General features: G+C 71.3%; 19 protein-coding genes. 11 read left to right on the top strand and 8 right to left on the bottom strand.

The window, feature by feature from the left end; all coding sequences use genetic code 11:
• Positions 1 to 15 precede the first annotated feature (15 nt).
• A complete protein-coding gene (locus tag ACFZDL_RS04255; RefSeq protein WP_353591293.1) occupies positions 16 to 684 on the bottom strand; it encodes a class I SAM-dependent methyltransferase in 669 nt (222 codons plus the stop codon).
• A gap of 289 nt (positions 685 to 973) precedes the next feature.
• Positions 974 to 2,215 carry an 8-amino-7-oxononanoate synthase gene (locus tag ACFZDL_RS04250; protein ID WP_353591292.1) on the bottom strand — a complete coding sequence of 414 codons (1,242 nt, stop codon included), beginning with the start codon at positions 2,213 to 2,215 and terminating at the stop codon, positions 974 to 976.
• On the opposite strand from ACFZDL_RS04250, the gene ACFZDL_RS04245 reads away from it, so the two are divergent.
• Positions 2,214 to 2,384, top strand: a complete 171-nt coding sequence (locus tag ACFZDL_RS04245) for a hypothetical protein (RefSeq protein WP_353591291.1) — start codon at positions 2,214 to 2,216, stop codon at positions 2,382 to 2,384. The two genes, ACFZDL_RS04250 and ACFZDL_RS04245, sit on opposite strands and share 2 nt — an antisense overlap.
• A 17-nt stretch (positions 2,385 to 2,401) precedes the next feature.
• Positions 2,402 to 3,739 carry a cytochrome P450 gene (locus ACFZDL_RS04240; protein WP_353591290.1) on the top strand — a complete coding sequence of 446 codons (1,338 nt, stop codon included), beginning with the start codon at positions 2,402 to 2,404 and terminating at the stop codon, positions 3,737 to 3,739.
• Positions 3,740 to 3,826: 87 nt separating this feature from the next.
• Here the strand turns inward: ACFZDL_RS04240 and ACFZDL_RS04235 are convergent, their stop codons facing one another.
• Positions 3,827 to 4,291: an SRPBCC family protein gene (locus ACFZDL_RS04235; protein WP_353591289.1), complete on the bottom strand. Its 465-nt coding sequence runs from the start codon at positions 4,289 to 4,291 to the stop codon at positions 3,827 to 3,829.
• A gap of 46 nt (positions 4,292 to 4,337) precedes the next feature.
• Here ACFZDL_RS04235 and ACFZDL_RS04230 point away from each other — a divergent pair, with 46 nt between their 5' ends.
• The gene (locus ACFZDL_RS04230; protein WP_353591288.1) at positions 4,338 to 4,946 is read left to right on the top strand and encodes a TetR/AcrR family transcriptional regulator; all 609 of its coding nucleotides are present in this window, start codon (positions 4,338 to 4,340) and stop codon (positions 4,944 to 4,946) included.
• Here the strand turns inward: ACFZDL_RS04230 and ACFZDL_RS04225 are convergent.
• The 3 genes from ACFZDL_RS04225 to ACFZDL_RS04215 are packed head-to-tail and all read right to left on the bottom strand — an operon-like array spanning position 4,931 to position 8,177.
• Positions 4,931 to 6,142 carry an MFS transporter gene (locus ACFZDL_RS04225; protein WP_353591287.1) on the bottom strand — a complete coding sequence of 404 codons (1,212 nt, stop codon included), beginning with the start codon at positions 6,140 to 6,142 and terminating at the stop codon, positions 4,931 to 4,933. The genes ACFZDL_RS04230 and ACFZDL_RS04225 overlap by 16 nt on opposite strands.
• Complete coding sequence (locus ACFZDL_RS04220) at positions 6,139 to 6,996, bottom strand: carbohydrate kinase family protein (RefSeq protein WP_353591286.1); 858 nt, start codon at positions 6,994 to 6,996, stop codon at positions 6,139 to 6,141. The genes ACFZDL_RS04225 and ACFZDL_RS04220 overlap by 4 nt, the downstream gene beginning before the upstream one ends.
• Positions 6,993 to 8,177: a hypothetical protein gene (locus tag ACFZDL_RS04215; RefSeq protein WP_353591285.1), complete on the bottom strand. Its 1,185-nt coding sequence runs from the start codon at positions 8,175 to 8,177 to the stop codon at positions 6,993 to 6,995. Before ACFZDL_RS04215 ends, ACFZDL_RS04220 begins: the two co-directional genes overlap by 4 nt.
• Before the next feature lie 180 nt (positions 8,178 to 8,357).
• On the opposite strand from ACFZDL_RS04215, the gene ACFZDL_RS04210 reads away from it, so the two are divergent.
• Both ACFZDL_RS04210 and icmF read left to right on the top strand, forming a co-directional pair.
• Positions 8,358 to 9,122 carry a helical backbone metal receptor gene (locus tag ACFZDL_RS04210; RefSeq protein ID WP_353591284.1) on the top strand — a complete coding sequence of 255 codons (765 nt, stop codon included), beginning with the start codon at positions 8,358 to 8,360 and terminating at the stop codon, positions 9,120 to 9,122.
• A 112-nt stretch (positions 9,123 to 9,234) separates the two neighbouring features.
• Complete coding sequence (gene icmF / locus ACFZDL_RS04205) at positions 9,235 to 12,465, top strand: fused isobutyryl-CoA mutase/GTPase IcmF (protein WP_353591283.1); 3,231 nt, start codon at positions 9,235 to 9,237, stop codon at positions 12,463 to 12,465.
• Positions 12,466 to 12,478: 13 nt separating this feature from the next.
• Here icmF and ACFZDL_RS04200 read toward each other — a convergent pair whose 3' ends face one another.
• Positions 12,479 to 13,246, bottom strand: a complete 768-nt coding sequence (locus ACFZDL_RS04200) for a FadR/GntR family transcriptional regulator (protein ID WP_353591282.1) — start codon at positions 13,244 to 13,246, stop codon at positions 12,479 to 12,481.
• Positions 13,243 to 14,721: an amidase gene (locus ACFZDL_RS04195; protein WP_353591281.1), complete on the bottom strand. Its 1,479-nt coding sequence runs from the start codon at positions 14,719 to 14,721 to the stop codon at positions 13,243 to 13,245. The genes ACFZDL_RS04200 and ACFZDL_RS04195 overlap by 4 nt, the downstream gene beginning before the upstream one ends.
• Before the next feature lie 149 nt (positions 14,722 to 14,870).
• Between ACFZDL_RS04195 and ACFZDL_RS04190 the strand changes: the two genes are divergently transcribed.
• Genes ACFZDL_RS04190 through ACFZDL_RS04165 form a run of 6 tightly spaced genes read left to right on the top strand, consistent with a single transcriptional unit; the run spans position 14,871 to position 21,241 of the window.
• The gene (locus tag ACFZDL_RS04190) at positions 14,871 to 15,944 is read left to right on the top strand and encodes an isocitrate/isopropylmalate dehydrogenase family protein (protein WP_353591280.1); all 1,074 of its coding nucleotides are present in this window, start codon (positions 14,871 to 14,873) and stop codon (positions 15,942 to 15,944) included.
• A gap of 5 nt (positions 15,945 to 15,949) precedes the next feature.
• Positions 15,950 to 17,464: an ABC transporter substrate-binding protein gene (locus ACFZDL_RS04185; protein WP_353591279.1), complete on the top strand. Its 1,515-nt coding sequence runs from the start codon at positions 15,950 to 15,952 to the stop codon at positions 17,462 to 17,464.
• A gap of 16 nt (positions 17,465 to 17,480) precedes the next feature.
• A complete protein-coding gene (locus ACFZDL_RS04180) occupies positions 17,481 to 18,431 on the top strand; it encodes an ABC transporter permease (protein ID WP_353591278.1) in 951 nt (316 codons plus the stop codon).
• Positions 18,428 to 19,306 (top strand): ABC transporter permease, encoded by an 879-nt coding sequence (locus ACFZDL_RS04175; RefSeq protein WP_353591277.1) that lies wholly within the window; start codon positions 18,428 to 18,430, stop codon positions 19,304 to 19,306. Before ACFZDL_RS04180 ends, ACFZDL_RS04175 begins: the two co-directional genes overlap by 4 nt.
• The gene (locus ACFZDL_RS04170) at positions 19,303 to 20,352 is read left to right on the top strand and encodes an ABC transporter ATP-binding protein (protein WP_353591276.1); all 1,050 of its coding nucleotides are present in this window, start codon (positions 19,303 to 19,305) and stop codon (positions 20,350 to 20,352) included. Before ACFZDL_RS04175 ends, ACFZDL_RS04170 begins: the two co-directional genes overlap by 4 nt.
• Complete coding sequence (locus ACFZDL_RS04165) at positions 20,345 to 21,241, top strand: ATP-binding cassette domain-containing protein (RefSeq protein ID WP_353591275.1); 897 nt, start codon at positions 20,345 to 20,347, stop codon at positions 21,239 to 21,241. The genes ACFZDL_RS04170 and ACFZDL_RS04165 overlap by 8 nt, the downstream gene beginning before the upstream one ends.
• Position 21,242: the final 1 nt, after the last annotated feature.

The following is a 21,242-nucleotide window of genomic DNA, read 5'->3' as shown; positions in this document are numbered from 1 at the left end:
TCCTCGCCGGAGGGTTCACCGCGTCAGAACAGCGGTCCCCTTTTGATGGTCGATGAACTCGGAGGACCAGTCCGGATACTCGCGGCACCAGCGCTCGACCATCTCCCGCTCATCGGGACGGCTCGCATCGTCCACGAATATCCGCGCTTCGCCGCTCACCTTGGATTCAAGCATCGGGAGCGCCGGGTACCTGGAAAGTGGATGCAGGAATCCCGGAGGCCCGTCGACCACCACCATGTCGCAGTCTTCGACATCTTCCATCTGTGCCGGGTCGTACCAGTGCCACCGCTCGCCTTTGATATCCACCTCCACCAGTGGGGCGATACGCACCCGCGCATAAGTGTCCAGCCCTTGCTGCCGCAATGTGGCGACTGTCGCATCGCCGTAGCTTTTGTCGTGATCAATCGAGACGATGTTCCCGGGGATCTCGAAATGGCGAAGCGCGTTTGCCATCCAGACCGTCGAAGCGCCGCTCCCTATGTCCAGGATGGAGACGGGACGTCGCACCTGGATATGTGAGACCAGGAGCAGCAGGAAGTCGGGCGAGGCCGTCCAGTTCGTGGGCTGTGGCATGGCGTGCTTGACGGGGACCATGCTGTAGAGATTCGTCAGGGCCTCAACCTGCCTGAAATGGTTCACCATGACCTGCCGAAGGTCAGCGATCTCCTTCAGGATGTCATCCATCGACGTCATTATTCGTCTCTCGTTCATGATCGTGATTTGCGTGGATCTTATCCGACGTCACCGGCGCCGTCGCTCGAAGATCCCCCGGTGAGAGGGTGCGCGAGGTCACCTCCGCACTGGCAGGCACGGTCGGCTCGCGTGAATTCGACGCTTGCCGCGCGCCTGCCGGAGACGCTCCTTCAGCCGCTCCAAGTCCGTTGGAGGTTCAGCTTGATCGTCCGGTGTGCGTACGTGTCGCCCTTCTGCTGCCGAAAGTGCGTTTATCTTCCTACACCGTTGGCGCGGTGAGTCAGTTGTCCGTGCCATCGCGCGGGGCCCACCGGGCGATCACCGTCACCGCCTGCTCGATCTGGCTGTCGGTGAGGTCGCCGCGTGCGGTGAGCCGCAGCCGGGAGTGGCGGTCGGGCGTGGACGGGGGCCGGAAGCAGCCCACGGCCACGCCTGCCTCCCGGCACGCCTGCGCCCATCTCACGGCGGCTTCCGGCGAGGGCGCGCGGACGGACACCACAGCGGCGTCCGGCACGCCGGCTTCCAGCCCGGCGGCCGTCAGGCCCGACCAAAGCCGCCGGGCCACCTCCCGGGCCCGCGCGGCGCGTTCCGGCTCCTCGCGCAAGAGCCGCAGCGCGCCCAGGGCCGCGCCCACGCTCGCCGGGGCGAGCCCGGTGTCGAAGATGAAGGTGCGGGCCGTCTCCGTGAGATGCCGGATGACCCTGCGGGGGCCCAGCACCGCCCCGCCCTGCGACCCCAGCGACTTCGACAGCGTCACGGTGGCCACCACGTCCGGTGAACCGGCCAGACCGGCGGCCGACAGGGCGCCGCTGCCCCCGTCGCCGACCACGCCGAGGCCATGCGCGTCGTCCACCAGCAGCGCGGCGCCGTGCGCACGGCATGCCCGGGCCAACTCCGTCAGCGGCGCGGCATCGCCGTCCACCGAGAAGACCGAGTCCGTCACCACCAGGGCACGGCCCCCGCCGTGCCCGGTGAGCGCGGTGCGCACCGCGCCCGGCTCACCGTGCGGCACCTGCGCGACCTTCGCCCGGGAGAGCCGGCAGCCGTCGACCAGGGAGGCGTGGTTGTGGGCGTCGAAGACGATGAGCGTGCCCGGCCCCGTCAGAGCCTGGAGGGCGGCCAGGTTGGCCGCGTATCCGGAGGAGAAGACCAACGCGGCCTCCGAGCCGCAGAAGGCCGCCAGTTCCTCCTCGAGCTCCAGGTGCAGCTGCGTGGTGCCCGTGACCAGGCGTGAGCCGGTGGCGCCGCCGCCCCAGCGCGCCACCGCCTCCGTGGCAGCCCGCACCACGCGCGGGTGGCGGACCAGGCCCAGGTAGTCGTTGCTCGCCAGATCCAGCACCGGCTCGTCGGCCGCCCGCGGGCGCGGCCGACGGGTCAGGCCGGCGCGGCGGCGCAACTCGGTGCGCCGGTCGATCCAGTCGAAGACCGCCGCCGGGGCGGGGCCGGGTGGATCGATCCGGCTCGCGGCGGGCGCTGTGGCATCGGGCGCGGGTGTGGTCGGCTGGACGGGGTGCTGGGCCATGACCGGCACTCTGACACGCGCGGGGCGGTCGACAGGCGGGTGGGGGAGGCTTCCCGGCCGCCCGGGGACGCCGCTGACGAGGTTCGCCGCCTGCGAGATCGGCGCCGACGAGGCCGCCGCCGCGTGCTCGAGTGATGCCGCGCACATGGCGGCGGCCGACGCGCGGTGACGTGTTACCGTCCGTCCGTGATCACCCCGGCCCTGGACACCTCCGCACCCGGTACGGGGGTCCGCGGCGCCGGGCCCGATGCCCACGGCGCGGCGGCGGGGCCCGTACCGCCCGGCGCCGGCGACCCGCTGGGCGTTCTCGACCTGTTCGGGGACGGCTTCGTCCGCGACCCTCACCCGTGGTTGGACGCGCTGCGCTCCCAGGCGCCCGTGCACCACGACGCGGGCACCGGCCTGTGGCTGATCAGCCGCCACCGGGACATCCGCCGGGTTCTGCTCGACCCCGACACCTTCCGTCCGGACAACGCCCAGCACGCGGTCACCCCGCTGCCCGTGGCCGTGCTGCGGGTGCTCGCCCGGGCCGGTTTCCAGCTCCCGCCCGCACTCGCCAACAACGGAACCGAGAGCCACCCCGGTCTGCGCCGGGTCATCACCCGGTTCTTCAACGCCCGGCGCGTCGAGGCCGCCGTACCGGTGATCGAGCGTGTTGCCGGGGAGCTGCTCGACGCGGCGCGGGCGCGGCTCGACGCCGACGGTGCGTACGACCTGTTCACCTCCTTCGCCCAGGTCCTTCCCTGCCGGGTGCTGATGGAGCTGCTGGGCATCCAGGACGTCGACCCGGCCACGCTGATCCGCTGGAGCGACGCCTCACTGGAGCTGTTCTGGGGCAGGCCCGCCCTGGACCGACAGCTGGAACTGGCCCAACGGGTCGGCGAGTTCCACCAATGGCTGACCGCGACCGTGCGCGCCGGCGAGGCCGCCGCCGACTCCTTCGTCGGAGCGCTCGCCCGCCACCGTCTGCCCGACGGGGCGCCGTTGGACCCCCGGACGGCGGTCGGCGCCTGCTTCTTCGTCTTCATCGCCGGGCAGTCGACCACCGGGCAGCTCATCGCCACCGTGCTGCGCCGGGCGCTCACCGAGTCCGGGCTGTGGCCGCGGGTGGCACAGGAGCCGGAGGCGGCCTGGGCCTGGGTGGAGGAGGTGCTGCGGCGCGAGCCGCCGGTGACCACGTGGCGGAGGGTCGTGGCGCGACCGGCGCGACTCGGCGGGGTGGACCTGCCTGCGGGGGCAAAGCTGCTTTTGATGCTCATGGGCAGCGGCTCCGATCCGGAGGTCTTCGAGGACCCGGAGCGGATGTGTCCGCAGCGCGCCAACATCCGCCACCACCTGGCCTTCGGCGCCGGTCGCCACCGCTGCCCTGGCGCGTCCCTGGCGCGAACGGAAGCGGCGGTGGCCCTGCGGGCGGCGGCTCGTGGCCTGCCGAAGGCGCGGCTCGCGGCGGGCACGGAGGGCACGCCGATGCTCGGCCTGCTGTCGTTCCGGGCGCCTCTGCGCGTGGCCGTGGCCGACGGATGAGGAGGGGCACCGCCTCTCATCAGCAGGGCGGGCCGTGCCTGGTCGCCGGACGGGGCGCGGCCGGAGGCTGTGTCCGCCGCGCGGCCGTCAGGAGCCGGCGGTGGACACATGGCGGGCCAACTCGGTGGCCAGGCGTCGCATGACCGTGCGGTTGGCGCGCCGCATCGTGGGCCGTACGACAGGGGACAGCAGCCGGTCGGCGAGAGGGGCGCGCACCCACGCGTACGTGAACGAGATGCGGCTGCCGTCGGCCGGCAGCGGTTCGATGGTGTAGGTGCCGTGGGCCAGGCGGCGACCGGCCGCGCTGACGTTGCGCTCGACGATGCGCCGCGGCGCGTCGGCCTCGACGACCTCGATGGTGACGTCGGTCTTCGTGCCGCCGAGCGCCGCGGTGACCGTGGCGCACGATCCGATGCCGCGGTCGGGGCCGCTGTAGCGCCAGTTGGTGAGGTAGTGGTCGGTGAATCGCTCGTGGTGAGCCATGACGTCGAGGAAGTCGTAGACCTGCTCGGGCGTCTGCGGTACGTCGATCGACACGGTGACGGACTTCATGTACCACACGGTACAGGGGCCATGTACCAATTGGTACACTCGCGCTGTGGTGAACACGGACGACTCGCATCCCGAGGGCGGCGCCGGGCAGGGCACGGACGCGGACCGGCGCACCCAACTGGTCGACGCGGCCGTCGACCACGTCGCGGCGCACGGCATCGCGGACCTGAGTCTGCGCCGCCTGGGCGCCGCGATCGGCGTCAGCCACCGCATGCTGATCCACTACTTCGGCTCCAAGGAACAGCTGTTCATCGAGATCGTCCGGGCGTCGGAGCGGCGCCAGCGCGAGCTGCTGTCCCGGCTCTACCAGGAGCCCGGCCTCTCGCCCGCCGACGTCGCGCGGCTGCTGTGGCAGCGGCTGACGGATCCTCGGCTGGCCGGTCAGGAGCGGCTCTTCTTCGAAGTCTGCGGGCACGCGCTGCGGGGCCGTCCCGAGGCCGCTCCGGTCCTCGAAGGGCTCGTGACGGACTGGCTGGAGCCGCTTGTGGCCGCCGAGGTCGGCGCGGGGACGGACCCCGCCATGGCCCAAAGCCGCGCCAGGCTGGGACTCGCCACCGTCCGCGGGCTGCTGCTCGACCTGCTCGCCACCGGTGACCGCGCCGGCGTCGACGCGGCGATGGAGGAGTTCCTGCGGCTGTACTACGGCGCGGAGTGACGGGGCCGGCGACTCCGTCGTCCCTCGTGGGCGGGGCGGCGGCGCAGGAGGAGGGCGGCCAGTGCGGCACCGGCCAGGACCGCCGCTCCCGCCGCGGCGTAGGCGCTGTGGACGCCCAGCCCGCCGGCCAGGGGAGGCAGAGCACCCTTCGCCCCGCCAAGAAAGACGCGGTTGGCCGTGGTCAGCAGGGTCTTCATCCGGCCGCGCATCTGCTCGGCCGCCAGCAGGGACACGAAGGTCACGGCCAGCACCCCGACCACGTTCGTCGCCGCTCCCTCCAGCACCTTGGCGGCGAAGGCCACCGGCGGCGAGGTCGTCGCGGCGGCCGTCAGCAGGGAGCCGCCCAGCAGCAGCACCGCGCCTGTGGTCACGGCGGGGATGCGCTCGGGCCGGCCCAGGCGGCCGGAGGCGATGAGGGCCGCGGCGGCGGTCTCCCCGACGAGGGCCGCGGCCCCGTACGGGCCGGCCCACACGTGCGCCGGCAGGCCCAGGCGTTCGTCGACATAGGCGACGTAGAGGGTGTCCTTGGCCCCCCACGCGATGCCCGCCACGGTGTACAGCACGGCCGTGTAGAGGGCCGCCGGCCGCCCGTGCAGATAGCGCAGGCCCTCGTGGAACTGGCGGGCCACGCCGGCTCCGGTGCGCGTGGCGGTGGCCGGGGCCGGCAGGCGCAGGGCCTGGAAGGCGACGGCGGTGACGGCGAAGGTGACCGCGTCGGCCACGAAGACGGCCGGCCCCAGCGTCTCGGCGAGGAAGGGGCCGGCGGCGACCCCGGCGGCGGTGGCCAGCCGGCCGGTGAGCGACATCGTCCCACTGGCCTTGGCCACGGGCACGGCGGCGCGGGCGGCGGCGGCCGGCAGGAGGCGGGTCAGGGCCCCGGAGAGGGCGACCTCCCACGGGGTGCGGACGGCCAGGATCAGGGCGTACCACCAGGCTCCGTAGTGGAGCATCAGGGCGGTGAGGACCGCCAGCACCGTCGAGGAGACGACCAGGCCGCGGCGGGCGTCGTGGCGGTCCACCAGGACGCCGATCCAGGGGGCGCACACGACGGTGGCGGCGAGCGGGATTCCCTGCACCAGGCCGAGGGCGGGGACGCCGGAACGGACCGTCACCAGGTAGGCCACCGCTGCCGCGTTGATCCCCGAGCCGGCCAGCGACACCGCCTGGGCCGCCACCAGGACGCGCAGCCCCGTCATCGCTGCGGCTCGCCGGGGGAGAGGTGGCAGGCCGCGTGGGCGGTGGCGGCGCGGACGGCTTCCCGGGCGGGCAGGCGCAGGCCGTGGAGCGCGTGGGCGAGGGCGGCGGTGAAGGCGTCGCCCGCCCCGGTGGTGTCGGGAACCGGTCCGACGTCCACGGCCGGGGTGGGCCAGCAGTCGGCGTCGTCGGGCGTGAGGGCGAGGCTGCCGTCGGCGCCGAGGGTGAGGACGAGCAGCGAGGCGCGGGAGCGCGAGCGCAGCGCGCGCAGGAAGCCGGACAGGTCCTGGCCCGCAAGGCGCTCGTGGCTCATGACGAGGGTGTCGGCGGCGAGGAAGTCCTGGTCGTAGGGGTTGTCAGGGCCGCGTACGTCCTGCAGGTCCACCACCACCGGCACGCCGAGACCCCGGGCGGCGGGCAGCAGCGGGCGGGAGAAGCCGAGGTTGCCCAGGACGCATGTGTCCGCCCCGGCGGCGGTGGCGCGGAACGCGGCCGGGTCGAAGGAGACGGCCAGGGCCCCGCCGAGGTCGGTGTTGACCTGGCGACGCCCGGCGGCGTCCACGAGGATGACGGACCGCGGGGTGCGCTCAAGGGACCGGGTGCACAGGCCGGTGCCGACGCCCAGGCGGCGCGCCGCGGCCAGCACCGCCCGCCCCGGGGCGTCGTCGGCCAGCGGCGCGATCAGCTCGACGGCGGCGCCCAACCGCGCGAGGGCCGCGGCGACGTTGAAGCCCACCCCGCCGACCGCGTCCTCGATCCCGCCGGGCAGATGCCGCGCGGGGCTGTAGGGGTGGGGGAAGCCCTCGACCGGCAGCCGGGTCTGCTGGTTGGCGATGCCGGCGACGACGGCCCTCATCCGCTCGCCTCCAACTCCCGCTCCTTCGCAGCCCCCTCCTCGCCTTCTTTCTCCCGCGGGCCCGGTACGGCCAGGTCCAGCAACTCGTACAGCGCGCCGCGGGTACGGGCCGCGGCCTGACCGGGGTGGCTGACGAACCGGGGCGCGAGGTCGGCGAGCCCGGGCGGCGCCCCCGTCTCCAGGGCGAGTTCGAGCGCCTGCGGCAGCGAGGGCTCGGCCAGTTCGGGCGTCATGGCGCGCAGCGCGTCCACCGGGGACCCGGGGGTGACGGCACCCGGTTCGGCAGGCACGGCGACCATCGGCCTGGGCCGCAGGGCGAAGCGCAGGGCGAGCGAGCCGAAGTCGTACACCGCGAGGTCGGCGGCGGCGTACGCGCCCATCCAGGACTGCCACGGCGGGACGAGGCAGACCGTCTCAGGGGCGGCGGCGAGGGCGCGGGCGAGGTGGGAACGGGGGCGTCCGCGCTGGTCCCAGTTGTGGGGGTGTGGTTTGAGGACGACCCGGACATGCCCGGGCAGCCGACGGGCGCTCTTGAGCAGGGCGGGGCCGTGCCACGCGAGCATTCCGGCATCGCCCCAGGTGGCCGAGAGCAGAACGAGAAGGTCCTCGGGGCCGACGCCCAGCAGGGCGCGGGCGGTGGCGCGGCGCGCGAGGACGGTGAGGAACTCGTCGGTCTCCAGGTCACCGACGACCCGTATTCGCCCGGCGAGCCGAGGGGTGATGTCCTCGGCCCGCTCCCGCCCCTCCTCGCTCGCCTCGAACATGGCCGTGTAGATCGGCTCTCCCGAGCGCAGGACGAAGTCCGGGCCGTAGGTGAAGTCCTGGCCCAGCGCCTGTTTGCCCGCGCCCACCCCGTGCGGGACGAACACCCGGGCCCCGGCCCGGGTGAACAGGTGGGCTCCGCCGTGGTTGCCGAAGACCGCCAGGTCCCACGGCTCGGCGGTCGCGGCCTCGAACGGCACCAGGGGCAGGCCCCAGCGTCCCACCTCCGCCTCGCAGCCCCGCCCGAAGCGGTCCGGCGCGAGCGTCGCGGCGAAGGACAGCCGGCCGTCGCCCGCCAGCAGCCGGTGCACCCGGCGCAGGGTTCGCAGCGAAACCTGGTTGTGGACGGTGTAGAGGACGGCGCGTGCCTTCCCCGCGGCGCGGACGGAAGAGGGCCTGACTCCGGGGGATAAACCCACGCGTATTCCTCTCGGTGACATGATGAACGGACGAGAAAGCAGAGATTACAACAGTCAATCTATTGTGGTTCAACTCCGTTTCCCTTTTGGGAACATTCGGTAGCAGAAAGCCGGGGGGTACGTTTTTTTGGAAAAGCCTGCAAATCGTGGGGAAGGCGAGAGAAAGCGAGAGGAGCGGTCATGTCACCGCTGTACGACGACATGGGCACCGCCGTGCGCCTGGCCCGTCCGCCACGCCGGGTGGTGTCCCTCGTGCCGTCGCTCACGGAGGCGGTCGCCGCCGGTCGTCCGGGCGCCCTGGTGGGGGCGACCCAGTGGTGCACCCATCCCGGTGATCTGGACGTGGTACGGGTGCGAGGCACCAAGAACCCCGACCGGGAGGCGATCCTCCGGCTGCGGCCGGATCTCGTGATCGCGAACAAGGAGGAGAACCGCGAACTCGACGTCACCCGGCTGCGCGCTGCCGGAGTGCCGGTGTGGGTGACCGTCATCGAGACCGTCCCACAGGCCCTGGACTCGCTGGAGCGGCTGTTCACCGAGGCCCTTCGAGCTCCGGTCCCCGACTGGCTCGACGCGGCACGGGAGCTCTGGTCGGGCCCCCTTCCCGAGGTCACGGTCACGGCGGCGGTCCCGGTCTGGCGGAACCCCTGGATGGTGGTGGGGAGGTCCACCTTCACCGGCGACCTCCTGCGCCGGGCCGGTATCGCCAACGTGTTTGCCGGGCATCCGGACCGCTATCCGCACATGGCCCTGGAGGAGATCGACCGACCGGACGTGGACGTCGTCCTGCTGCCGGACGAGCCGTATGTGTTCACCGGGAGCGACGGCCCCGAGGCCTTCCACCGCACACCGACCCGCCTGGTCAGCGGCCGGCTGATCACCTGGTACGGCCCGTCGCTGCTGCCGGCGCACGAGATGCTGAAGCGGCTTCTCGCCGCGCTGTGAGCGGGGGTTCGCCCGCTGTGCTTCGCTTCACACCGTCCTCACCTTCAGTAATTTACTAGGACGTCCTAGTATCTCTTTGGTCAGCGATCCTGACCTGTCTGGGAAGGCCCTCATGAGCGATCTCCACCGTCCCGTGCACCCTGTCCGCCTGGTTACGGCTTCGGCGCTGTTCGATGGGCACGATGCGTCGATCAACATCATGCGGCGGATCTTCCAGTCCCAGGGCGCCGAGGTGATCCACCTCGGACACAACCGGTCCGTGCGCGAGGTCGTGGACGCGGCGCTCGAGGAGGACGCACACGGCGTCGCGGTCTCCTCCTACCAGGGCGGACACGTGGAGTACTTCGAGTACCTGGCCGCGTCGCTGCGCGAGCGGGGAGCGGAGCACGTCCGGGTGGTGGGCGGCGGAGGCGGCGTCATCGTGCCCGAGGAGATCGCCCGGCTGCGCGAGTGCGGGGTGACCATCTTCTCCCCCGAGGACGGCCAGCGGCTGGGCCTCGCCGGGATGGTCAACTCGGTGGTGCGGGACTGCGATTTCGACCTCTGGGACGGCAAGCCGGCCGACGCCGCCGCCGTACTCGCCGGCGACCGGTTCGCGATCGCCCGCGCCATCACCGGTGCCGAGCTCGGCAAGCTGCCCCCGGACCTGCTGGAGCAGGTGCGTGCCGCCGCGGCGGCCCGGGTCACGCCGGTGCTCGGCATCACCGGCACCGGCGGCTCGGGGAAGTCTTCGCTCACCGACGAGCTGGTGCGCCGGTTCCGTGTCGACCAGCATGACAAGGTTCGTATCGCGGTGATCGCGGTCGACCCGACCCGCCGCCGTGGCGGCGGTGCGCTGCTCGGCGACCGGATCCGGATGAACTCCCTGGACGGGCACCGGGTCTTCTTCCGGAGCCTGGCCACGCGCGGCAGCCGCGAGCTGCCGGAGCACCTGTCCGACGTCATCGACGTGGTCAAGGCCGCCGGGTTCGACCTGGTGGTCGTGGAGACGCCGGGCATCGGCCAGGGGGACGCGGCGATCGTGCCGTTCGTCGACACCTCGCTGTACGTGATGACGCCGGAGTTCGGCGCCGCCTCACAGCTGGAGAAGATCGACATGCTCGACTTCGCCGACGTGGTGGCGATCAACAAGTTCGAGCGGCGCGGCGGCAAGGACGCACTGCGTGACGTGGGCCGCCAACTGGTCCGCAACCGCGAGGCGTTCGGCATGCGGCCCGAGGACATGCCGGTGTTCGGCACCTCGGCGGCCACGTTCAACGACGACGGTGTCACCGCGCTCTACCAGTACCTGAGGACCGCCCTGGGCGAGCGGGGACTGCCCCTGTCCGAGGGCGCGCTGCCGCCGGTCGACGTGCGCCACTCCTCGGGCATCCGGCAGGTGGTGCCCGCGGACCGGGTGCGCTACCTCGCCGAGATCACCGAGACGATCCGCCGGTACCACGCGGAGACCGAGCGGCTGACCGAGGCGGCCCGCAGGGTGCAGCGCCTCGACGCGGTCAGGGGCGAGCTCATCGAGGCCGGCTCCGACGCCGGGGGCGTCCAGTCGCTGCTCGACGGCGCCCGCAGACAACTCCCGCCCGACGTCACGGAGCAGATCGAGAACTGGCCCGCCGTCGTGGCCGCCTACTCCGGTGACGAGCAGGTCGTGAAGGTCCGCGACAGGGAGATCCGCACCAAGCTGACCCGCGAGTCGCTGTCCGGCAACAAGGTCCCCCGCGTCGCCCTGCCCCGGTTCACCGACCACGGGGAGCTGGTGCGGTTCTGGCGCCGGGAGAACCTGCCGGGCTACTTTCCCTTCACGGCCGGGGTGTTCCCGTTCAAACGCGACGGGGAGGACCCGGCGCGGATGTTCGCGGGCGAGGGCGATCCGTTCCGTACCAACCGGCGCTTCAAGCTGCTCTCCGAGGGCCAGCCGGCCACCCGGCTGTCCACCGCCTTCGACTCGGTCACCCTCTACGGCCGTGACCCCGACGCACGCCCCGACATCTACGGGAAGGTCGGCACGTCCGGAGTGTCGGTGGCCACGCTGGAGGACATGAAGGCCCTCTACGACGGCTTCGACCTGGTCGCGCCGACCACCTCGGTCTCCATGACGATCAACGGACCCGCGCCGACCATCCTGGCGTTCTTCCTGAACACCGCGATCGACCAGCAGGTCGAAGCGTTCCGCGCCGCCGAGGGCCGCGATCCGTCACCCGAGGAAGCCGCCGATCTGCGCGCACACGCGTTGGCGAGCGTGCGCGGCACGGTGCAGGCCGACATCCTCAAGGAGGACCAGGGCCAGAACACCTGCCTGTTCTCCACCGAGTTCTCGCTTCGGATGATGGCCGACATCCAGGAGTGGTTCATCGCGCACAAGGTCCGCAACTTCTACTCGGTGTCCATCTCCGGCTACCACATCGCCGAAGCCGGGGCGAACCCCATCAGTCAGCTGGCCTTCACCCTGGCCAACGGTTTCACCTACGTCGAGGCCTACCTGGCACGCGGTATGCACATCGACGACTTCGCCCCGAACCTGTCCTTCTTCTTCTCCAACGGCATGGACCCCGAATACTCCGTGCTCGGCCGGGTCGCCCGCCGCATCTGGGCGGTGGCCCTGCGGGAGCGCTACGGGGCGAACGAGCGCAGCCAGAAGCTGAAGTACCACGTCCAGACCTCGGGCCGCTCCCTGCACGCCCAGGAAATGGACTTCAACGACATCCGCACCACCCTGCAGGCGCTCATCGCCATCTACGACAACTGCAACAGCCTGCACACCAACGCCTACGACGAGGCGGTGACCACCCCCACCGAGGACTCGGTCCGCCGGGCCCTGGCCATCCAGCTGATCATCAACCGGGAATGGGGCCTGGCGATGAACGAGAACCCCCTGCAGGGCTCGTTCATCATCGATGAACTCACCGACCTGGTCGAGGAAGCGGTGCTCGCCGAGTTCGAGCGGATCAGCGAGCGCGGCGGTGTGCTCGGCGCCATGGAGACCGGCTATCAGCGCGGCCGTATCCAGGACGAGTCGATGCTGTACGAGCAGCGCAAACACGACGGCACCCTGCCGATCGTCGGAGTCAACACGTTCCGCAACCCGCACGCGGACACCGCCGAGCCCGGCGCCCTCGAGCTGGCGCGCGCCACCGAGAAGGAGAAGGAGTCCCAGCTGGAGCGCGTGGGGGACTTCCAGGCCCGCCACCGCGAGCAGGCCCACACCGCCCTGGCCGCCCTCAAGGACGCGGCGGTGAGCGGCCACAACGTCTTCGCCGTCCTCATGGACGCCGCCAGGGTCTGCTCGCTCCAGCAGATCACCGAGGCGTTCTTCGAGGTCGGCGGCCAGTACCGGCGCAACGTCTGACCACGGTGGAGATTCAGGACCCCTCGTCGTCCACGAGAGCGAGCAGCGGCCCCCGCTCGCTCTCGGGGACGTAGCCGGCGTAGTAGTCGTAGAGTTTGCGCCGCGAGATGCGCGCCGCCGCCGCGCCGTCCCGTGCCCGGATCGCCTCCAGCACATCCTGGTGGTGCCGGAGCGATTCCCGCATGAGCGCCTTGCTGTTGTGCGCGTGGGCGACCTTGTCCGAGATCAGCGAGAGGACAGCGCCCCTGACCACCTGGTTGCAGACCTCGATGAGGGAGTTGCGGCCGGCCACGGCCACCGCCTCGTGGAACGCGACGTCCGCCTTGCTGAACTCGTCGTACCCCGCCTCGATCGCGTCCGACATGACGGCGATCGTCCGCTCCATGGCGGACAGCTCCTCCTCGGACCGCAGCCGGGCCGCCAGCATGCTCGCCGAGCCGTCGAGGATCATGCGGAACGAGATCAACTCCGCCATCGACACATTGTCGAACTGGACGAGCCGGGTCATCTCCTTGGTCAGGCCGGCCGGGGAGAACGGCAGGATCTCCGGGCCGTTCGGGTCACCCGGGCGCGAGCGGATGAGCCCGTTGCTCTCCAGTACGCGCAGGGCCTCCCGCACGGTGGGGCGGCTCGCCCCGAACTGCGTCACCAACTCTCGTTCGCTCGGCAGGCGCTGGCCGGGCTTGAGGTCGCCGCGCGTGATCGCCTGCTCGATCTGCTCGACGATGCGCTGGTAGAGCCGTACCGGCGAGACCTGCTGGAACTGCGCCCCGTCACTCACGGCTTCTTCCCTTCGAGCGTTGTCGAATTTCCCCCGGTCGTCTTCCCGGTCGTCTTCCCGGTGGTCACCCCGGGGGTGCTGTCCGGCCAGTTGGGGACCGCCTCGGCAGGCCGGTTCCGTTCGTACCACGCCGCCGCCCGCAGAACACCGAGATCGTCGAAACGGCGGCCCGCGATCTGCACCCCGATGGGCCGACCGTCCGCCGTCAGACCGCAGTTGACGGTCGCCGCGGGCTGGCCCGACATGTTGTACGGCGCGGTGAAGCCGATGTGGGCCATGGTCTTCGCGTCCTCCAGGAACGGCATCGGCTGCTCGGCGGGGAACGCCGCCACCGGGGCCACCGGCGAGAGCACCAGATCGTACGGGAGCGTCGCCGCCACGGTCCGCTCCTGGATGCGCATGATCTGCTGGTAGCACTGGAGCACCCGCGTGCCCGGCACATCCGCGCCCCCCTGGCACCATCGGATGATGTGGGGGAGGACGCGCAGCTTGGCCTCGGCCGCCAGCTCGCGGAAGTCGTTCCAGGACCGCACCCGCCAGAACAGATCCAGGTCGTCGAGGAGATCTTGGCTCATGAACGGGTCCACCGGCTCCACGACGGCCCCCGCCGCCTCGAAGAGCGCGGCGGCGCGGTTCACCGCGTCGAGGATCTCGGTGTCGCACGGCTCCCCGCAGCCGGCGTCCAGATGCACCCCCACCCGCAGTCCGCGCACCTCGCCGGCCGGCGCCGACCAGTCGATGTCCTGCGGCGGCAGACTTGACCAGTCCCGGGGGTCAGGTTGGCTCAGGACACGCATGAACAGCGCCGCGTCCGCCACGGTGCGCGCCATGGGGCCGGCGGCGCGCCCCAGGTACGGGGCGTCCAGCGGGATCCTCCCGTAGCTGGGCTTGAGCGTGGCGAGGCCCAGCCAGGTGCCGGGCAGCCGGATCGATCCCCCGATGTCGGTGCCGACGTGGAGCGGACCGTATCCGCCGGCGGCCGCGGCCCCCGCACCTGAGCTGGAACCGCCCGTGGTCCAGGCGGCGTTCCAGGGGCTGCGCGAAATGCCGTGCAGGCTGGAGACTCCCGAGGAGAGCATGCCCCAGTCCGGCATCACGGTCGACCCGAGGACCACCCCACCGGATTCGAGGACCCGCGCGGTGATGGGCGCGTCCGCCTCGGGGACGACCGGCTCGGTCCCCGCGTTGCCCGAGGGCATGGGGACGCCCCTGCGGGCGACGTTCTCCTTCAGCGTCACGGGCACGCCGTCGATGGGCCCGAGCGGTTCCCCCGCCGCCCAGCGCGCCTCGCTGGCCAGGGCTGCCTTGCGGGACTCGTCCGGATCGCGCACCCAGAACGCGTTGAGCACGCTCTCGCGCGCCTCGATCACCGCCTGGACGGCGTCGTGGACCTGGACGGGTGACAACGTGCGGTCAGCGAATCCGGCCACCATCTCGACGGCCGGCATGGTGGCCAGGCCCTGTTCGGTGAGCACTCGCACTCTCCTTCTCCCCAGCTACCGCTGGGCGGTGCCCCGTCGCGATACCCGGGGCATTCGAACCCTTGACAAGTACAGCCTCAGTCGTCACGGTACCTGGCAAGTCAGCTTACTGGTCAGGCCAGTCAGAACGAAAGGTGGCGTCTATGACGCGGGACCCCGACGTCGTGCGGCTCGCCGTCATACCGGGCGACGGAATCGGCCCCGAAGTCGTCTCGGCGACCGTGCCCGTGCTACGGGCGGCGCTGGAGGCCGACGGCCACCGGCTCGACGTGACCTCGTTCGACTGGGGAGGCGAGCGGTTCCTCCGGCAGGGCGCGGCGATGCCGGCCGACGCGGCCGACCTCGTCAAAAAGACGGACGCCGTGTTGTTCGGCGCCGTCGGACGCCCCGATGTGCCGGATCACGAACTGGTCTGGGGCCTGATCATCGGCCTGCGGCAGCAACTCGACCTCGCCGTGAACATCCGCCCGGTGCGCGCGTTCCCCGGCGTGCCCACCAAGGTGCGCGACACCGACGGCGTGGACCTGGTCATCGTCCGCGAGAACACCGAGGGCGAGTACGTCGGCGCCGGCGGGGTGGCGCACGCCGGCAGCGGACACGATCTCGGCATCGAGGTCGCGGTGCACTCCCGCCGCGTCATCGAGCGGGCGGCACACCATGCCTTCGCCCTGGCCGGCCGGCGGTCGGGGCGGCTGTGCCTGGTGACCAAGTCCAACGCGATGCGATACGGCTATCCGCTGTGGGACCGGGTGGTGCGCGAGGTCGGCGAGCAGTACCCGGAGGTCCAACTGGAAACCGTGCTGGTCGACGCCATGGCCGCCCGGATGATCCAGGCGCCGCGCTCCCTCGACGTGCTGCTCGCCGGCAATCTGTTCGGCGACATCCTGTCCGATCTCGCCGCGGTGCTCGCCGGCGGTATGGGCATGGCGCCCAGCGCCAACATCCTGCCCGGCGCCGATGTGCCGGGCATCTACGAACCCGTCCACGGCTCCGCACCCGACATCGCCGGGAAGGGCCTGGCGAATCCGGTGGCGTGCATGCTCTCCGGTGCGCTGCTGCTCGACGACCTCGGACGCACCGGCGCGGCCCGCCGTGTCCGCGACGCGGTGGCGGCCACCTTGCGCGATACCAGGCACCACACGGCCGACCTCGGCGGCAACGCCACCACGGCGGACGTGGCATCCGCCGTTCTGCACACCATGGAAAGCCAGGGGTAGACCATATGAGACACAAAAGGCGGCTGACGCGGCTCGCCGGAACGGTCGCGGCCACGCTCGCATGCCTGCCGCTGGGAGCCTGCTCGGCCGGGTCCACGGCAACCGGCGGCACCGGGAAGAACAGCCTGAACATCGGTCTGACCGCCGAGCCGGCCAACCTCGACTTCACCAAGACCGACGGGGCCGCCATTCCGCAGGCGCTGCTCTACAACGTCTATGAGAACCTGGTGAAGCTGGACCAGTCCGGGAAGATACGGCCCGCTCTGGCCACGTCGTGGAGCCTGTCCAAGGACCGCAGGACCTACACGTTCCATCTGGTGAAGAACGCCAGGTTCAGCAATGGCGCACCGTTCACGGCCGAGGACGCCAAGTTCTCCATCGAGCGCGTCCCCTCCAAGTGGACAGTGGCGCAGAAGGGCCAGATGGACGTCGTCGACACGGTGCGGGCGGTGTCACCCAACGAGCTCCGGGTCACCCTGAAGCAGCCGAGCAACGACTGGCTCTACCGGATGACCACCCGGCTGGGCGCGATGTTCAGCCGGACCGGCGTGGACAAGCTCGCCACCGAGCCGGTGGGCACCGGCCCGTACGTGGTGAAGAAGTGGAACCGCGGCGACTCGATCACGCTGGCCCGTCGCCGTGGCTACTGGGGGCGCGAACCGCACTTCGCGTCGGTGACCCTCAAGTACTTCAAGGACCCGACGGCCATGAACAACGCGCTGCTCACGGGCACCATCAACGTGATCGGCACGATGCAGTCCCCGGATTCCCTCTACCGGTTCCAGAACAACCCGAAATACAAGGTCATCGAGGGCTCGACCAACGGTGAAGTGGTCCTGTCCCTCAACAACGGCTCCGGCCCGCTGCGGAACCTGAAGGCGCGCCAGGCCGTCCGCTACGCCATCGACCACAAGGCCCTGATGGACACCTGCTGGGGAGGCCGCGGCAAACTCATCGGCAGCATGGTCCCCCCGACCGACCCGTGGTACCAGGACCTCACCGACCAGTATCCGTACGACCGCGAGAAGGCCAGGCAGCTCCTCGAGGAGTCCGGCCAAGCGGACCGGACGCTCCGGCTGCGCATTCCGACGCTGCCCTATGCCACCGCGTGCGGCACCGTGGTCAAGAGCCAGCTGGAACAGGCCGGGTTCAAGGTCAGGCTCGACCAGCTGGAGTTCCCCGCCGCCTGGCTGACCACGGTGTTCAAGAACGCCGACTACGACATGTCCATCATCGGCCATGTCGAGCCCCGCGACATGCAGACGGTGTTCGGGAACAAGACCTCCTACACCCGCTACGACAACCCGGAATTCCGCGCGCTGCTGAAGAAGGCGGACCAGGGCACCCAGGAGGAGCAGCTCACCGCCATGCGCGCGGCCGCCCGGCTGCTGTCGAAGGACGCCGCGGCCGACTGGCTGTTCCTGCTGCCGAACCTGATGGTGGCGGACGAGGACATCACCGGCCTGCCGGTGAACTACATCTCCGAGTCACTGGACCTCACCGGCCTGGGCCGGTCATGAAAGGCGGTCTCAACCGATGATCGTCCGTCTGGTACAGCGGATCGCGATCCTCCTGGCCGGCCTTGCCGTGAGCTCCGTACTGGTGTTCGCGTTCATGGCCGTGCTGCCGGGGGACCCGGCCCGCGTCGCTCTCGGCACCAGCGCGTCCGACGCCGCGGTGGCGCAACTGCGCGGGGAGTTCGGGCTCGACCGCCCGCTCGTGTCCCAGTACTTCAGCTGGGTCCACGGCCTGGTCACCTTCGACCTGGGGAACTCCTACATCTCGCACACACCGATCGGCCCGCAGCTCGCCGACCGCCTCCAGGTCACCCTGTGGCTCGTCGGCACCGGGATGGCGCTCGCCTGCCTCCTGGCGGTCCCCATGGGCACGCTCATGGCCGTGCGGCACCGCAAGCCGTCCGGGCTCATCCTCTCGGCCCTGTCTCAAATCGGCGTGGCCATCCCCGCTTTCCTCGCGGGCATTCTCCTGATCACCGTGTTCGCGGTGGGGCTCGGGTGGGTGCCGGCGAACGGCTGGACACCCCCGAACCAGGACCCGGTCCTGTTCCTCAAACAGCTGGCGCTGCCCGCGCTGTCCCTGGGAATCGTGCAGGCTGCCGTGGTCACCCGCTACGTCCGCAGCGCCGTGCTCGACGTCCTCAGGGAGGACTATCTGCGCACCGCTCGCGCCAAGGGACTCCGCCCGACGCGGGCGCTGCTGCGGCACGGCCTGCGCAACGCGGCGGTGCCCGTGGTCACCGTCCTGGCGTTGCAGCTCGCCACGCTGCTGGTGGGCTCCGTCGTCATCGAACGGGTCTTCGTCATCCCCGGGCTCGGGAGCCTGCTGCTGGACAGCGTCTCCAACCGGGACCTCATCGTGGTGCAGGACGTGGTCATGATCATCGCAATGGCGGTGCTGCTCCTGAACTTCCTGGTGGACATGGTCTACCTGGTGATCGACCCGCGGCTCAGGGGAGGTGTGTCATGAGTGTTCCGGACACGGAGGCCACCATCGCGTCCGCGGTGTCCGACGGCCGTCGGCGGCGCCGCCCGGTGACGGGCAGCCTCCTGGTGGGCGGTCTCATCGTCGCGCTCGTGATCGGCACGGCGCTGCTGTCCTTCGTGTGGACCCCGCACGACCCGACCCTGGTGAATCCCGCGGCGCGGCTGCAGGAGCCGTCCGCGGAGTACTGGTTCGGCACGGACAAATTCGGCCGCGACGTGTTCAGCCAGATCCTGATCGGCTCGCGCACCACCCTGTTCGTCGGTTTCGTGGCGGTGGGGGTCGCCGCCCTGGTCGGCGTGCCGCTGGGCATCGTCGCCGGCATGGCGCCCCGCTGGCTCGGCGAACTGCTGATGCGCTCCAACGATCTGCTTCTGGCCTTCCCGGCGCTCCTGCTGGCCATCATGTTCGCTGCCGTGTACGGCGCCGGCACGCTGGTGGCGATGGTCGCCATCGGCATCGCGTCCATCCCCGGGTTCGCACGGCTGATCCGCGGCGGCACGCTGCAGGTCATGAAGACCGAGTACGTCACCGCGGCGCGCGCGGCCGGCCGCGGGCCGTTCGCCATCGCCGTGCGACACGTCCTGCCCAACGTCAGCAGCCTCATCATCGTGCAGGCGTCGGTCGGCTTCGCCATCGCCGTACTCGCCGAAGCCGCCCTGTCCTTCCTGGGCTTCGGCACCCCGCCCCCCACACCGTCCTGGGGCCGGATGCTGCAGGAGAGCCAGGAGTTGCTGTCGCTGGCCCCCCGGCTCGCCGTCTTCCCGGGCATCGCGATCGCGGTGGCGGTGCTCGGATTCAACCTGCTCGGCGACGGGCTGCGCGACCGTTTCGACCCCAGGCTGGAGGACCGCCGATGACCGCGGCACCTGACACGGCACAGGCCCCGGAGCCGGACGCCCCCGGCCCCGATGACGTACTGGCCGTGCGGAATCTCAATGTGGCGGTGAACGGCCGCAAGCTCGTCGAGGACGTCGACTTCACCATCCGCGCCGGCGAGCGGGTCGGCCTGATCGGCGAGTCGGGGTCGGGCAAGTCGCTGACCGCGCTGAGCGTCATGGGCCTGCTCCCCGAAGGGCTCCGGGCCACGGGCTCGGTGCGGCTCGCCGGAGTCGACCACGACCTGGTGGGCGCCGACGAGGCGCGGATGTCCAGGGTGCGGGGCAAGGAGATCGCCATGGTCTTCCAGGAGCCCATGACCGCCCTGAACCCCACGATGCGGGTCGGGCGGCAGATCGCCGAGGTGCTGCTGATCCACCGGACCAGGCCGGACCGGGCGTCCGCCCGGGCCGCCGCCGTGGAACTGCTCGCCCAGGTGGGACTCCCCGATCCCGCGGCCGCCGCACACGCCTACCCGCACCAGTTCTCCGGAGGCCAGCGCCAGCGCGTGGTCCTGGCCATCGCCCTCGCGAACGACCCCGCTCTCCTGGTCTGCGACGAACCCACCACCGCGCTGGATGTCACGGTGCAGGCGCGGGTGCTGGACCTGATCGTGCGCGGCGTCCAGGACCGCAGGTCGGCCATGCTCTTCATCACCCACGACCTGGCCGTGGTGGCCACCGCCTGCGAGCGGGTCATGGTCATGTACGGTGGGCGGCTGGTCGAGTCCGGCCCGGTGCGGGAGGTGTTCACCCGCCCCCGGCACCGCTACACCCAGGGCCTGATCGGCGCGTCGGACCTGACCGTGGTCGACGACCGCGGCCGGCTGGCCACGATCCCCGGATCGGTTCCGCCGGCGGGCCGGTTCCCCGCCGGATGCGTGTTCCGGAACAGATGCGCCCATGCGACCGAGGCGTGCGCCACCAGACCGGAGTGGATCCCGACCGGGCCGGACTCCGGCTACGCCTGCTTCCACCCGGTGTCCGAGAGCGGCACCCCCATGAACCAGGAGGCCGGCCGTGGCTGAGCAGCCGACCAGCGCGCCCCCCGCATCCGGACCGCAGACCGGCGATCCCGCCCATGCCGACGCCGACGCCGACGCCATCAGCGTCCGCGACGTCACACGCGTCTACCAGCGGCCCCGCACCTCGCTGCGCCACCCCAGCCCGCCGGTGCACGCCCTGCGTGGCGTCAGCTTCACCGTCCCCCAGGGGCAGCGGTTCGGCATCGTGGGGGAGTCGGGGTGCGGCAAGTCGACGCTGCTGCGGATTCTGGCCGGGCTCGACCGCCCCACCAGCGGCAGCGTCGCGATCGACGGCCGCGACATCACCGGGCTCCGGGAGCGACAGCTCGGGTTCGTCCGCGAGCGGCTTCAACTGGTGTTCCAGGACCCGATGAGTTCGCTGGACCCGCGGATGCGCGTCGGTGACATCGTGGCCGAGCCGCTTGTCGCGCAGGGGCACCCGAACCGCCGGGAGCGCGTGGCCGAGTTGCTGGAGGCCGTCGGTCTGCGAGCCGACGCGGCGGAGCGGTATCCGCACCAGTTCTCCGGCGGCCAGCGGCAGCGCATCTCGATCGCGCGCGCCCTCGCCCCCCGCCCGAAGATCATCGTGGCCGACGAGCCGGTGAGCGCCCTGGATGTGTCCGTACGGGCCCAAGTGCTCAACCTCATCGCCGACCTCGTCGAGGAGCTGTCCCTCACGCTGGTCTTCGTCTCCCACGACCTGTCCGTGGTCCGCCATGTGTGCGACCGGGTCGCGGTCATGCACGACGGACAGATCGTGGAGACCGGGCCCACGGAGCAGGTGTACGAGGAACCGCGACATTCCTACACACGCAGGCTGATCGCCGCCGTTCCGACTCTGGACAAGGCACTGTCCGGAGTGTCGGCGGCCGACCTGAACCGGGAGTACTGAC

Source organism: Streptomyces sp. NPDC007917 (assembly GCF_042959105.1).
Classification (GTDB): domain Bacteria; phylum Actinomycetota; class Actinomycetes; order Streptomycetales; family Streptomycetaceae; genus Streptomyces.
Note: the sequence above shows the minus strand (reverse complement) of the source record. Positions and strands in the feature narration are given on the sequence as shown.

Excerpts from the sequence above, each read along its gene's own strand:
- ACFZDL_RS04255 (WP_353591293.1), bottom strand. The coding sequence starts at position 684 with ATGGATGACATCCTGAAGGAGATCGCTGACCTTCGGCAGGTCATGGTG.
- ACFZDL_RS04245 (WP_353591291.1), top strand. The coding sequence starts at position 2,214 with ATGACCGGCACTCTGACACGCGCGGGGCGGTCGACAGGCGGGTGGGGG.
- ACFZDL_RS04250 (WP_353591292.1), bottom strand. The coding sequence starts at position 2,215 with ATGGCCCAGCACCCCGTCCAGCCGACCACACCCGCGCCCGATGCCACA.
- ACFZDL_RS04235 (WP_353591289.1), bottom strand. The coding sequence starts at position 4,291 with ATGAAGTCCGTCACCGTGTCGATCGACGTACCGCAGACGCCCGAGCAG.
- ACFZDL_RS04225 (WP_353591287.1), bottom strand. The coding sequence starts at position 6,142 with ATGACGGGGCTGCGCGTCCTGGTGGCGGCCCAGGCGGTGTCGCTGGCC.
- ACFZDL_RS04220 (WP_353591286.1), bottom strand. The coding sequence starts at position 6,996 with ATGAGGGCCGTCGTCGCCGGCATCGCCAACCAGCAGACCCGGCTGCCG.
- ACFZDL_RS04210 (WP_353591284.1), top strand. The coding sequence starts at position 8,358 with ATGTCACCGCTGTACGACGACATGGGCACCGCCGTGCGCCTGGCCCGT.
- icmF (WP_353591283.1), top strand. The coding sequence starts at position 9,235 with ATGAGCGATCTCCACCGTCCCGTGCACCCTGTCCGCCTGGTTACGGCT.
- ACFZDL_RS04190 (WP_353591280.1), top strand. The coding sequence starts at position 14,871 with ATGACGCGGGACCCCGACGTCGTGCGGCTCGCCGTCATACCGGGCGAC.
- ACFZDL_RS04185 (WP_353591279.1), top strand. The coding sequence starts at position 15,950 with ATGAGACACAAAAGGCGGCTGACGCGGCTCGCCGGAACGGTCGCGGCC.
- ACFZDL_RS04180 (WP_353591278.1), top strand. The coding sequence starts at position 17,481 with ATGATCGTCCGTCTGGTACAGCGGATCGCGATCCTCCTGGCCGGCCTT.
- ACFZDL_RS04175 (WP_353591277.1), top strand. The coding sequence starts at position 18,428 with ATGAGTGTTCCGGACACGGAGGCCACCATCGCGTCCGCGGTGTCCGAC.
- ACFZDL_RS04170 (WP_353591276.1), top strand. The coding sequence starts at position 19,303 with ATGACCGCGGCACCTGACACGGCACAGGCCCCGGAGCCGGACGCCCCC.